The 12,741-nt window shown below is 72.1% G+C and carries 12 protein-coding genes and 1 tRNA gene; 2 read left to right on the top strand and 11 right to left on the bottom strand.

All coding sequences use genetic code 11. The features are described from left to right. Positions 1 to 37: 37 nt before the first annotated feature. From N865_RS12175 to N865_RS12130, 10 genes are all read right to left on the bottom strand, one after another. Positions 38 to 1,000, bottom strand: a complete 963-nt coding sequence (locus tag N865_RS12175) for an FAD binding domain-containing protein (protein ID WP_084328180.1) — start codon at positions 998 to 1,000, stop codon at positions 38 to 40. Then, positions 997 to 3,588 carry a molybdopterin-dependent oxidoreductase gene (locus tag N865_RS12170; protein ID WP_051510511.1) on the bottom strand — a complete coding sequence of 864 codons (2,592 nt, stop codon included), beginning with the start codon at positions 3,586 to 3,588 and terminating at the stop codon, positions 997 to 999. Before N865_RS12170 ends, N865_RS12175 begins: the two co-directional genes overlap by 4 nt. Positions 3,589 to 3,813: 225 nt before the next feature. Next, positions 3,814 to 4,467, bottom strand: coding sequence for an LON peptidase substrate-binding domain-containing protein (locus tag N865_RS12165; protein WP_051510510.1), 654 nt, complete (start codon positions 4,465 to 4,467; stop codon positions 3,814 to 3,816). A 57-nt stretch (positions 4,468 to 4,524) separates the two neighbouring features. Next, on the bottom strand, positions 4,525 to 4,944 hold the full coding sequence (locus tag N865_RS12160) for a DUF302 domain-containing protein (protein WP_034806154.1): 420 nt from the start codon (positions 4,942 to 4,944) through the stop codon (positions 4,525 to 4,527). A gap of 103 nt (positions 4,945 to 5,047) precedes the next feature. Next, positions 5,048 to 5,998, bottom strand: coding sequence for a serine/threonine-protein kinase (locus N865_RS12155; RefSeq protein ID WP_084328179.1), 951 nt, complete (start codon positions 5,996 to 5,998; stop codon positions 5,048 to 5,050). A 203-nt stretch (positions 5,999 to 6,201) separates the two neighbouring features. Then, complete coding sequence (locus N865_RS12150; RefSeq protein WP_034806151.1) at positions 6,202 to 6,564, bottom strand: DUF202 domain-containing protein; 363 nt, start codon at positions 6,562 to 6,564, stop codon at positions 6,202 to 6,204. Next, positions 6,561 to 6,953, bottom strand: a complete 393-nt coding sequence (locus tag N865_RS12145) for a YidH family protein (protein WP_034806148.1) — start codon at positions 6,951 to 6,953, stop codon at positions 6,561 to 6,563. The genes N865_RS12150 and N865_RS12145 overlap by 4 nt, the downstream gene beginning before the upstream one ends. Before the next feature lie 100 nt (positions 6,954 to 7,053). Continuing rightward, complete coding sequence (locus tag N865_RS12140; protein ID WP_034806146.1) at positions 7,054 to 7,440, bottom strand: YciI family protein; 387 nt, start codon at positions 7,438 to 7,440, stop codon at positions 7,054 to 7,056. A gap of 465 nt (positions 7,441 to 7,905) precedes the next feature. Further along, positions 7,906 to 7,988 (bottom strand) — tRNA-Leu (locus N865_RS12135). A gap of 104 nt (positions 7,989 to 8,092) precedes the next feature. Next, positions 8,093 to 9,751, bottom strand: a complete 1,659-nt coding sequence (locus N865_RS12130) for a DHA2 family efflux MFS transporter permease subunit (RefSeq protein ID WP_034806143.1) — start codon at positions 9,749 to 9,751, stop codon at positions 8,093 to 8,095. Between the two features lie 62 nt (positions 9,752 to 9,813). Here N865_RS12130 and N865_RS12125 point away from each other — a divergent pair, with 62 nt between their 5' ends. Continuing rightward, positions 9,814 to 10,335: a MarR family winged helix-turn-helix transcriptional regulator gene (locus N865_RS12125; protein WP_051510509.1), complete on the top strand. Its 522-nt coding sequence runs from the start codon at positions 9,814 to 9,816 to the stop codon at positions 10,333 to 10,335. 70 nt (positions 10,336 to 10,405) lie between these two features. Here the strand turns inward: N865_RS12125 and N865_RS21795 are convergent, their stop codons facing one another. Then, positions 10,406 to 12,064 carry a MinD/ParA family ATP-binding protein gene (locus tag N865_RS21795; RefSeq protein WP_051510508.1) on the bottom strand — a complete coding sequence of 553 codons (1,659 nt, stop codon included), beginning with the start codon at positions 12,062 to 12,064 and terminating at the stop codon, positions 10,406 to 10,408. Positions 12,065 to 12,282: 218 nt separating this feature from the next. Here N865_RS21795 and N865_RS12115 point away from each other — a divergent pair. Then, the coding region (locus tag N865_RS12115) for a DUF3662 domain-containing protein (RefSeq protein WP_245603742.1) at positions 12,283 to 12,741 on the top strand (459 nt) is incomplete at its 3' end.

Raw genomic sequence — 12,741 nt, 5'->3', positions numbered from 1 at the left:
CGTATGCCGCTGGGTGCGGTCAGGAGGTCGGCCGCGGTCAGCGCCTCCCGTCCTGGCGCACCTGCTCGAGGACGTCGCGGACGGTCGCCTCGATGAGCTCGACCTTGTACCCGGTCTCGGGGAGCGGGTTGGCGCCGTCGCTGCAGGCCCGCGCCGCGGCCCCGATCGCCTCGTCGTCGAGCCGCGTCCCGACGAGGACCGACTCGGCGGCGGGCATCCGGAGGGGGGTCGGGGCGACGCCCCCGATCGCGACGGCGCACGACGTGACAGCACCGGACTCGTCACGGAGCACCCGGCATACGGCCTCGACGAGGGGCCATTCCGCCTCGAAGCGGCTGATCGTCCGCAGGTAGGCCGCGCGCTCCCCGGCGGCGGGTGGGGGCAGGACGACACTCGTGAGGACCTCGGCCTCGCCGAGGGTGTGGTCACGGGTCGGGTCGGAGCCGTCGCCGAGCAGGTCGGCGACGCCGAGCGGGTCGCGCCCGGTCACGGTGACCTGCGCGTCGTACGTGAGCAAGGCCATCGCGAGCGACGAGGGGTGCGGGTGGACGCAGGGCGCCGTGTCGAACGCGACGCCGTAGAGATGGCGACCGTCGCGCGCGGGGCACGAGTCGCCACCGTTCTTGAAGCACGACGTGTGCGGGTGGCGGTAGTACCAGCAGCGGGTCCGCTGGAGCAGGTTGCCGCCGATGGTCCCGGTGGCACGCACCTGGGGCGTCGCGAGGCCGCGGGCGGTGAGGGCGAGCGCCGGGTAGTCGTCGGCCAGCTCACGGGCGACCGTCGCGACCGTCGTCCCCGCCCCGATAACGGTCGACCCGGCATCGCGGGTGATCCCCGAGAAGCCCGGTATGCCGGTCAGGTCGAGGATGTGTGGGGTCTCGCCCCGGGTCCGGAGCCGCTCCTGCAGGTCGGTGCCGCCGGCCCGGTAGACGACGCCATCAGCGGCGTCGATGCCCTCGGGGCGCTCGTCGGCGCTTCCCAGGATGGTGATGCCGCTCATCGAACCGCGTCCGCCCGGAGCCCGGCGAGGAGCCGGTCGGGACGGACCGGAAGGGTCGTGGGCCGCCAGCCCGTCGCGTTGAAGATCGCATTGCCGAGGGAGGCGGCGGGACTGATCGTCGCCACCTCGCCGAGACCGACGCCCCCGCCCGGCACGCGGTCCCAGCCCTCCTCGTGGAAGTGGATGTCGATCTCGGGGGTGTCCCCGAGCTGCGGGATCCGGTAGTCCTCGAGGTTGGCCGTGAGGGTGAGGCCGCTGTGCGGGTCGAGGACCTGCTGCTCGTGGAGCGCGAGGCCGACACCCTGGATGATCGACCCCTCGCACTGGCTCCGGGCCAGGGCCGGCGCGTGGATCCGCCCGACAGCGATGCCGCCGTGGACCCGAAGGACACGGGTCCGTCCGGTGCGGGTGTCGACCTCCACCTCGCTCACGTGCAGGGCCGCGGAGAACCCACGGCCGACCTGGATGCCTCCCACGGTGAACGGCACCGCGCGCAGACCGCGGTCGCCACCGCGCCTGGCTGTGGCGGAGACGCCGTCGTGGGCCGAGGTGACCGCACCGGCGCCGACCTGGGCGCGCACGGCAGTGGCCGCCTCGACGGCGGTCGACCAGAGCGAGACGGTCGTCCGGCTGCCGCCCGACGCCGGCCCGTGGGCGAGGGAGGCGTCGCTGCGCCCGAGGCGCACGACGACGTCGGTCGGCTCGACGTCGAAGACACCGGCGACCGCCCGGGCAAGGACCGTGCGGCTGCCGGTCCCCATGTCCTGGCTCGCGCACGTGACGACGAGCCTGCCGCCCTCCACCGAGACGACGACCTCGGTGTCGGCGTCGACGAAGTAGAGCCAGTTGGCCGCGGCGACGCCGACCCCGCGGCGGAAGCGTCCGGTCTGGCTGCCCGTCGCCGGGCGCTCACGCCACGTCGGCAGCGCCCGGGCCCACCGGTAGAGGGCCTGGCGTTTCTCGTTGCCGTCCCACTGGGCACGCAGGTCGATCGGGTCGCGGCCGAAACGGTGCGCGACCTCGTCGACCGTCTGCTCGAGCGCCCAGGCGTAGGTCGGGCCGCCCGGTCCGCGAAAGGGTGCACCGGGCGGGGCGTTCGTGACGACGTCGACATCGCGCGCGAGACGTGGGGTCCGCTCGTAGACGAGCATCGAGAGGGCGCCGACCGTGCTGCCGATCGCGACGCCCCCATGGCTCTCGGTGTCGACGAGTAGCGCCTCGATGCCGTGGGTCCTTTCGTCGACGAGGAGCGAGACCCGCGACCTGCCCCCGGGGCGGTTGCCGGTCGCAGTGAGCTCCTCGTGGCGGTCGAGGGCGATCTTGACCGGGCGTCGGCTCAGGCGGCTCAGGCGGATGGCCGCGACCGTCTCCGTCGTCAGCGACAGCTTGGAGCCGAAGCCGCCCCCGACGTAGTCGGCGACGACCTCGACCTTGGCCGGGTCGAGGTCGAAGCGCTCGGCGATGGCCAGACGCATCGCCTCGACGCCCTGGGTGCTCATCCACACCCGCAGCCGGTCGGGGTCGCTCCAGTCCGCGACGCACGCGTGCGGCTCGAAGCTCGTGTGCAGCTGCGCCGCGGTGTGGAACTCGAGCTCGACGAGGCCGCGTCGACCGGTCGTGCGGGCCTTGGCGACCCGGCTCTTGGCGAGGCTGCCGAGGTACGGGGTGCGGGACGGCCCGCGGCGGTTGCCCTTCCACGACGCCGGGAACACCGTCCCCTCGGAACCGTTGGGCGCCCGCTTGCGCTCGTCCTTCGTCTCGTAGACGAGGGGCGCGCCGGGGCGGCTCGCGATCTCGGGGTCGGTGACGAACGCGAGCGGGGTGAACGGGACCCCGAGAGCGGCGGCCGCGCGGCGGGCCTCGTCGAGCGTCTCGGCGGCGGCGACGGCGACCGGCTGGCCGGCCCACCGCACCCGGCGGTCCGGGGGCAGGAGGTCGACGGCGAGGGTGCCCGGCGGGATCGTCAGGGGGCCGACGCGGGCGGCGGCGATGTCGGCTCGGCGGATGACGGCATACAGCATGCCGGGAAGGGTGACGTCGGTCGTGTAGACGGCCGACCCGGTGACCTTCTCGGGCCCGTCGACGCGCGCGACCGTGCCTGCGCCGCCGTCGTGCTCGCCGCGGCAGGCGGCCGCGACGGCACGGAAGATGCCCTCGTAGGAGCCGCACCGGCACAGGTGACCGGCGAGCGCGTCGGCGATCGTGTGCCGGTCGGGCTCGGTCGTCCCGTGCTCGGCGCGCCACCGGTCGTGGAAGGCGACGGCGCCGACGACGAACCCCGGCGTGCAGTAGCCGCACTGGAGCCCGTCGTGCTCGAGGAAGGCCCGCTGGACCGGGTGGAGGTCGTCGCCGTCGGCGATCCCCTCGACCGTCGTGACCGTGGCGTCGCGCAGGCGGGTCGCCGGGGTGAGGCACGAGACGACGGGATCGCCGTCGAGCAGGATCGTGCAGGCACCGCACACGCCGCCGCCGCAGACGACCTTCGTCCCCGTCAGGCCGAAGTCGTCCCGGATGACCTGGGCGGCGGACTCGTGCCCGTCCACCCGGGCGACGCGTGACTCGTCGTTGACCGACGGCGTGAACTCCATGAGGGCTCCTCGCGGACCGCGTGCGCCGGGGCGGGCGCAGGACTCCGACGCTACCTCCGCACCCGGCCCCCGTCACCCGCTGCCAGCGACGTGAACGCTGCGTTCGTTCTCGAACTCCGTGTTCTGGGGCTGAGTTCGAGGACGAACGCCGCGTTCACGCGACGGGGAGGGGCGGGTATGCCGCTGGGCCGGGTTGCGCTCCGGGCGCCTCCGACCGGCCGGACATCAGTTGAGGCTGAGCGGGGGCTCGGGGCGCTGCGGCACCGCACCGAACGACTGGGTCAGGGCCCGTTCGCGGCGGACGATGCGCAGCCCGAGCCGCAGCCGGGACTCGGTGTCGCTGCTCGCGAGGAGCGACTGCCGGTCGGCGAGGTCGAGGGCGACGCCCTCAGGAACCCAGTAGGACAGGTCGTGGTCGCCGGCGGGCGGGTCGACGGGCTCCATGCCGAGCGTCGCCCGGTAGGCGGTGAGCTCGACCCGCAGCTGCCGGGCGAGCTCGGGCACGACGCTACCGTCGCCGTCGGGCTCGTCGAGCCAGGTGACCTGCGCGGTGACGTACGGGGTGCCGGCCGTCTCGTCGATCCCGTCGAGGGTGAACCGGCTCGTGCCCTCGGAGATGACGAGGTAGCGCTGGCCTCCGAGAACGGCGGCCTGCGTCAGCAGGGCTGCGCAACCCACCGGATGGAGGGCCCGGACGCCCGCGTCGCCGACCTCGAAACCCTCACGGATCGCGACCACGCCGAAGATCGGCAGCTGCTCGTCCTGGGCCTCGAGCAGGTCGCGCAGGAGCCTCACGTAGCGCGGCTCGAAGATCTGCAGCGGGAGCTGAGCGCCCGGCATGAGCACCGTGCCGAGAGGGAAGAGGGGCAGCGTTGCCATCACTCCAGCGTAGGGCTGGCCGCCCCCTGCCGCACCGGCCGCACGAAGGGGCCGGGGTCAGGACGGCGCCCGGGCCCCGTCGGCCGCTGAGGTGAGGCTCGAGAGCGCGGCCGACAGGCGCCGGCTCGCCTCCGAGGCGACCTCGGCGAGCGCCGGGTTTCCGGTGAGCTCGACCATGACCTCGGGGTCCATCGCCTCGACGAGGACCTGTCCGTGCCCGAGCGACCGGACGACGACGTTGCACGGGAGCAGCAGCCCGATCGACGGCTCCGCCTGGAGCGCGGCGAAGGCGAGCGGTGGCCGGCACGCTCCGAGGATCACCTGGGGCTCGATCTCGGCGTCGATCTTCGCCTTGAGCGTCGCCTTCATGTCGATCTCGGTGAGGACGCCGAAACCCTCCATCGCCAGGGCGACCCGGGTCGCCTCGACCGCCTCGCCGAAGTCCCGTTCGATCAACCTGCTCAGTGCGTACCCCATGACGTGCCTCCTCGGTGGCTCTCCCTCCACTCTATGCCCGCAGGGGTATGCCGCCGAGCCGGGCGGCCGAAGGCGCCGGGCGGGCGCCGGGCGGGACGGCGGCTCAGGCGATGCGGTCGGGGGAGTCCGGTGAGCCGGCGGGCATGAAGAGGGTCGGCGAGCTCTCCGAGAGCTCGGCCATGCCGTCGGCGTGGTCGGTCATCGCCTGAGCCAGGCCGAGGGCGTGGGAGATGAGCTCCTGGTCGCCGAGGCCGAGCCGGACGGCGATGGCCTCCGCGCTCGACGGACGGCTCAGGGGGTCCTTGGCCAGGCAGTCCTCGACGACGCGGGCGAGGTCCTCCGGGACGTCGTCGGGCAGCGGCGGCGGCTCCTCGCGGACGTGGCTGAGCGCGGTCGCGATGGGCGTGCCCCGGTCGAAGGGCTTGCGGCCGGTCAGCATCTCGTGGCCGACGACCCCGAGGGCGTAGAGGTCGCTCGCGCCGGTCGCCGGCTCGCCGAGGGCCTGCTCCGGGCTGATGTAGTTGGGGGTCCCGAGCATCTCGCCCGTGCGGGTGTGGCCGGCGGCGTCGAGCGCGCGGGCGATCCCGAAGTCGGTGAGCTTCACGACCCCGTCAGGGCGGAGCATGATGTTCGCCGGCTTGACGTCGCGGTGGACGACCCGGGCCTCGTGGGCGACCCCGAGGGCGAGGGCCGCCTGGCCGAGGATCGAACGCACCTCGGCGTGCGAGAGGGGAGCGCGCTGGCGCAGGATCGAGGAGAGTGGCTCGCCCGGGACGAGCTCCATGACGAGGAACGCGAGCCCCTCGTGCTCGCCGTAGTCGAAGATCGTCGCGATGTTGCCGTGCATGAGGGCTGCGGCGTGCACCGCCTCGTCGCGGAAGCGGAGGGCGAAGAGCTCCTCGTGGCCGATGTCCGGGCGCATGACCTTGATGGCGACCTCGCGCTTGAGGACGTCGTCCATCCCCGACCACACGTCCGCCATGCCGCCCGACGCGATGCGCCGGTCGAGCACGTAGCGGTCACCGAGGGTGTAACCCTCGTGCAAGCGATTCATCTGCGGTGCACCCTGCTGCCTCTCGGAGGACGGTCCGGGGTCAGGCTGACTCCGGTCTGGCTCTCGTCACCGGTCGTATCGAACCAGATCTGGGACGGGCCGTGGCCCGGCGTGGCGAATCCGGTGACCCCTGAGGCGGCTGCGCACACACGGGGTGTCTATACCCCATGGGGCACCGCCACTAACGCAATGGTAACCGTCGCTCATCGGGCCACAGCCATGACGATCACGCAGGCGATGGCCGCCACTCCCACGAGCGTGGCGATGACCGCAGTGCGCGCGATGCTCGGAGCGTGGGGGGGCGGCACGCCGTCTCCACGGAGGTGGCGGCGGCCCTCGTCGTACCTCCGTCGGGCCGTCAGGGTGAGGTCGAGGCACCAGAGCAGGCCGAGCACGGCAAGGGCGTAGCCGAGGGCGCCCAGCGAGGGAGGCAGCACCTTGAGGGCGACGAGGGAGCCGACCGCGACGGAGATCGCCGTGCGGCGCCACGCGAGCGAGGTGCGCTCCGCCGGCAGGCCGGGATCGGCGGGGGCGGCTGGGTCGACGGGACCGGCGGGAGTGCTCATGCGACAAGGAGCCCGACGAGGACCGCGAGCGCGACGACACCGAGCAGCACGGCGATCGGGAGCTTGAGTCCCGAGGACGGCAGGGGTGCGAGGTGGCGCAGCGCGCGCTCGGTCCGGGTCCAGCCCAGCCAGGCCTGCGCGGCCGCGGCGATGCCCGTGAGGACGAGGAGCACGGCGATGGTCGTCCGCAGCCAGTGCGCCTGGACGACCGCCAACGCCTCGACGGCGATCCCGGCCGCGACGAACGCGAGCGACGTGCGGATCCAGGCGAGGAACGTCCGCTCGTTGGCCATGCTGAACCGCGCGTCAGGGTCCTGGCCTGCGCCGTAGACCGACCGCGGGAAGCGCCGGTCCGGCGCGGGCGCTGGGGGCGTTGCGGGCGGGTTCACGGTCCTCCTCCGAGCCTCATCCGACGCCGGGCCTCCCCCGGGGACCGACGGCTCGAGACCACGTTAGCCGCGAACCGGACCCGCCCGGGCGACGTCGCGGTCAGGTCCGAGTCGCGGACTCCGTGTCGGCCGTCCGGCCCACGCTGTGCGGGAACCGGTGCACCTCCTGCGGCCAACCGACCGCTACCGCGATCCGACCCGCCCAGTACCGCGCCTGGGCGTCGTCGGGCACATTGATCACCGCGAAGCCGCCGAGGTGCTCCTTGGTCTCGACGTACGGCCCGTCGGTGAAGACGGGCGAGCCGCTGCTCGGGTCGACGCTGCAGACGACCGTCGACGCGTCGAGCGCGCCGTCGCTGAAGATGAAGACTCCGGCGTCCCTCATCTCCGCGATGACGGCCCTGGCCGCGGCGCCCCTGTCGCGGGTGTCATCCTCCGTGAGGTCGGGCACCCACTCGTCGTTGAAGGCGATCAGGTAGTTCGTCATGTCGACTCCTCTGCTCAGGGCAGCCGGGACGCTGCCGCTCACCTTCTCCACGAACGTGCTCGCCTCGATCCGACACCGCGGCGACGTGCATTTCAAGCCGTTCCGGAGCAGGTGTCCGTCGAGTCGTGAAACACCGCGAGGGCCCGTCGCGCCGGCCACCCTGAGCCAAGGTCTGCCAATCTGCGCGCCCAGTCAGCCGACTCGGGTTGGTCGACCCCACTCTCGCACCAGGAGGCCGACATCCCCGGCGGCGATTAGGCGCATCGTGCCAGCTTGTCAGAGGGTCTCCGCCGCGCGGCAGACGCCCCGTCGGACTAGGTCGCCGTATCGCTTGCGCGAGGGGGACGCCGTCGCCTCCGCTGCGCTCCGGCTCCTCCCAAATCCACCTGTCCATACGCGAACGAGGAAGGGCCCAAGCAGCAGGAAGGGCCCCGGTCACCCGACCGGGGCCCTTCCTCATTCGCGTGCGCGAGGGGGGATTTGAACCCCCACGCCCTTTCGGACACTGGCACCTGAAGCCAGCGCGTCTGCCGTTCCGCCACTCGCGCAGTGACAAGGAGACAGTGTGGTGCATGACCCGGCGAAACTCCAAACCGGGCGGGCGATGTGTCGCAGCCCAGCGGCATACGCCCGATGCCTGTGCCCGGAGGGGCTAGGGAACCGAGGGTGCGCCGGGCGCGTTGACGGCCTCCACGGCGCCGGCCTCGCCCTCCTCGACCCGCCGGGCCCCGCTGCCGAGCGACAGCGTGGCGAGCAGCCCGAGGACGAGGAACCCGGCCGCCGTGAAGGCTGCCCACCGGGTTGCATCCGAGAACGCCTGTTCGGCAATGGGGGCGATCGGTGCGGTCTGGGGGTTCTTGGCCAGTGCGGGGATCGCCCCACCCGCGCTCTCGACGACGGCGTTGACGACCTGCGTCCGAGCGGCGGCGGGCACCCCCTGCTCAGCCAGTCCGCTGTCGAGCCGGGCGCCGGCCGTTGTGAACAGGACGGTCCCGAGGATCGCGATCCCGAGCGCCGAGCCGATCTGACGGGACGTGCTCTGGACGCCGGAGCCCTCGCCGCTCCGCTGCACGGGCACGTCGACGAGGACGACACCGGTCAGCTGCGCCGTCGCGAGCCCGACGCCGAACCCGTAGACGAAGAGGCAGGGGACGATCGCCACCCACGACGTGGACGGGCCGATGACGAGCCCGAGCCCGGCGATCCCGACGATCTCCGCGACGAGGCCGGTCCGGACGATCGCCGCGGGCTGCAGGCGCGAGCTGAGCGGGGCGGAGAGACCGCTCGCGGTGAACGACCCGATCGCGAGCGCGAGCAGGACGAGGCCGGTCTGGAAGGCGGTGTAGCCGAGGACGTTCTGGAGCCACAGCGGCAGCGACAGGACGATGCCGAACTCGCCGAGGCTGACGATCATCGCCGCGATGTTGCCGTTGCGGAACGACGGGATCGAGAAGAGGTCGAAGCGCAGGAGCGTCGGCTTCCCCTCCCGGGTGCGCCGGAGCGTCCGCCAGACGAACGTGGCCCCGGCGACGAGGGTGACGGCGAACGCCAGTGGCACCGGCGAGATCGCGAGCGGCCAGGTCCAGTCGCCGATCTTCAGGCCGTCGGCAGCCGTCCACCAGCCGTAGGTGCGGCCCTCGATGAGGCCGAAGGCCAGCGTCGCGAAGGTGATCGCCGAGAGGAGCGCGCCGACCACGTCGATCCGGCCCCGGGCATCCGAGCGCGACTCGGGCACGAACAGCAGGACGCCGGCGACGATGAGCAGGCCGAGCGGCAGGTTGATCCCGAACGCCCAGCGCCACGAGAACGACGTCGTCAGCCACCCGCCGAGGAGCGGCCCCACGGCGACCATGCCACCGATCGTCGAGCCCCACACGGCGAAGGCGATGCCGCGGTCACGCCCGGTGAACCCCGCGTTGATGAGCGACAGGGTGGTCGGCAGGATCATCGCTCCGCCGAAGCCCTGGATGATGCGGGCCCCGATGAGCGCCGACCCGGACCCGGCGAGGGCTGCGAGGACCGATGCCAGGACGAAGACCACGACGCCGATGAGGAGCATCCGCCGGCGCCCGATCCGGTCGGCGACGGTCCCCCAGATGAGCAGGGTCGCCGCGAAGACGAGCGTGTAGGACTCCTGGACCCATTGGACCTGCGACGACGTCAGCCCGAGGTCGTCGACGACGTAGGGGATCGCGACGTTGACGATCGTCGAGTCGACGATGATCAGGGCGACCGCGACGCTGATCGCCACGAGACCCCACCACCGGCGGCGGTCCGCGGCCTCGGCGGCGGGAGCAGGGCTGTCCGACATGAATGACCTCTCATCCGAAGTATTTCGACTACCTAAACATATGACAGCAGTAGAATGCTCGGATGGCAAGTTCGTCACGCAGCGCCCACCAGGAGCAGGACGCCACGAGCAGCGCGCCGCCCGCCGGTCACGGTGCAGCTCACGCGCCCGAGACGCACGCCCTGCGAGCGCTCGGCAGCGCAAGCACCGACGCCTCCGCGGCCCTCGCCCGTCGGATGGCCATGAACCCCACCGACCTCGCCGCCATGAGCCACATCGCGTATGCCGCTGACCCCCTTGGGCCTCGCGAGCTCAGTTCGCGTCTCGGCATCACGCCCGCAGCCATGACCGATGTGGTCGACCGGCTCGAGGCAGCAGGGCACCTCCTCCGGGAGCGCGACACGAACGACCGCAGGCGCGTCCGTCTCCTCGCGACCGAGTCCGCCAACGAGGAGGTCCGCCGTGAGCTGCGCGAGCTGCTCGACATGCTCGACGCGATCACCGACGACTTCACGCCGACCGAGCGCGCAGCAATCCAGCGCTACCTCGCGGCCGCCACCGACGCCTACCGCCGCTACGCCGAGAACCCCGAGCCCAACCCCTGACTCCCGTTCGATGTATCAGCGCGTGCTATCCGCCGCGCAGATACATCGAACGCGAAGGAGGAGAGGTCGGTCAGAGGCCGTCGACGACGACCGCGGCCATCTCCATGCACGAGTCGTGCGTGCGCTTGGCGATCTTGAGCGGGTCGAGGTGGAGGCCAGGCGCCAGCATCGGGTCGTAGGGGATGTCGACGACGGCACGCACCCACTGCTCGAAGTGCTCGCGCGTGTGGACGCCCGCCCCGAGGTCGTTGCCCTTGGCGGACGTGTGCGAGATGACGCAGACGGCGTTCCTCACGAGGTCGGCCCGGCCCATGGCGACGAGCGCGTCGAGGTTCTTGGCCGCGACGACCGACGTGTCGTCCTTGAGCGACGTCGCGAAGACGAGCATGTCGGCCTTGTTGGCCGCCGAAAGCCAGTTGGGCGACAGGCGGTTGTTGCCCGTGTCGATGACGATCATCCGGTAGAAGCGCGAGAGCTGCGTGTGCAGCGCCTCGAACTCCTGCTCGCCGATGATGCGCATCGCCTCGTCGTCGTCGGCCGACGCGAGGACGTCGAAGCTGAGCGCGCGCTGCTCACGCACCCAGTGCTCGAGCTCGCTCGACCCCGCGTTGGGGTCGGCGGCGATCTGCGGCAGCGCAGCCAACAGGTCGACGACCGTGCGGTGGTGCGGCTGCGACGGGGCGCGCATGCCGAGAGTGCCCTCGGTCTCGTTGTTGTCCCAGGCGAGGACCGAGCCCGAGCGGTAACGCCCGAGGTACGAGGCGAGCATGAGGGTGACGAGCGTCTTGCCGCCACCGCCCTTGGTGTTGATGACCATGATCGTCTTGCGACCGTTGAGCGGCCGAGCGATGCGGTCGATGCGCTCGCGCTCGAGCAGCTCCTTGGGACCGGGACCGAGGCCGAACGCCTTGCGCAGCCCCGAGGTCGCCTTCGTCTTCTGCCGCTCGCCCTTGGAGCGGACGGTGATGAGGTCGTCGGCGCTCGGGCGCTCGCCGCCACGATCGCCGTGCAGGTCGTAGTCGGTCGACTCGAGGTCGCGGCCGAGCTCGAGCGCCGCCGCGGCCACGTCGGGGTCGACCGCCGGCCGAGCGGCATACGACCGCTGCGCCTCCAGGTGGTCGGATGTGAAGGTCGACGAGCCCGCCGGGGTCCAACCGGAGTACTCCTCGGCAGAGGCGGCCTCCGTCTCCGCGTTGTGCTGCAGGTCGGACCAGTGCGCCTCGCTCGAGCCCGTGCCCGAGTCGAAAGAGTCCCACGAGCTCCAGCTCTGGGTGGCCTCCGAGCCGGCATGGTCGTAGGAGTCGGACCAGTCGTTCAGACCCGAGGCAGCGGTGCCCGTCGTGTCAGCTGCCGAGTCGCTGGGGGAGGAGCCGTAGGGGCTGTCGAAGGAGCCGTAGGTGCTCGCGCTCGACTCCGTGCCATAGTCACCCGTCGCGTAGCCCGAGCCGTAGGAGGAGTCGTAGGCCGAGTCGTAGCCGTAGTCGGACGAGGTCGTGGAGTGGCCGTTGAGGTAACCGTTGGGCGCGCCGTTGGCGGACGCGGTCGGCACGGCCGGGATGGTCCACGAGGTGTCCTCCCACGTCGTGGACCAGGGGTCGGCGGGCTCGGAGTGGTGTTCCGGAGCCGACGCAGCGGGCACGGGGAGGATGAAACCGGTGGGGAACGAGGTGTTCGCGGGGTAGCCCGGCAGGCCCGCGACCTCGGTGTTGTCGGTGTCGTCATTGCTCATAGAGCACTCCTTGCTGGCCAACCACGTGCGTGGTCCCGCGTCGGGACCCTTGGTGATGGTCCCATGCTTCGGCCTCAGGGCAAACACGACGCCCACGTGACAAGAGCCCTGATCGGCGGGTCGCCGCACTTGGGACGGGGTAGGCGGTCTGTCGGATGGGGTCCGCGCGGGGCTCGACGGTTACGATGAATCCGCCTCAGGATCAGAAGGAGACACGCGTGGGAATCATCAACCGAGTCGAGCATGGGCTCGCCAAGGCTGTCCACGGTGCCTTCGCCAAGGCTTTCAAGTCCGAGGTCCAGCCCGTCGAGATCGCCTCGGCGATCCGTCGCGCGATGGACGACCGCGCCGCGATCCTCGGCCACGGGCGGGCCATGGTGCCCAACCTCTACACGATCGAGCTGAGCGCGACCGACTACGAACGGCTCGGCGACTACGAGGACGACCTCTCCGAGGACCTGGTCGCCGCGGCGCAGGAGCACGCCGACTCGCAGGGCTACCAGCCGGGCGGGCCCCTCGAGGTCGTGCTCGTCGAGGGCGAAGGTCTCGAGACCGGCGTCTTCCGCGTCCGCCCGGCCACGGCGAAGCGGGCCGGAGAGCCCGCGGTCGGCCATTCCGCACCCGCCGGCCACCCCGGCCCGGCGGGCTACCCGCCCGCCGGCGGAAGCCCCGCTGCG

Origin of the sequence: Intrasporangium oryzae NRRL B-24470 (assembly GCF_000576595.1) — a bacterium.
GTDB lineage: Bacteria > Actinomycetota > Actinomycetes > Actinomycetales > Dermatophilaceae > Intrasporangium_C > Intrasporangium_C oryzae.
Note: the sequence above shows the minus strand (reverse complement) of the source record. Positions and strands in the feature narration are given on the sequence as shown.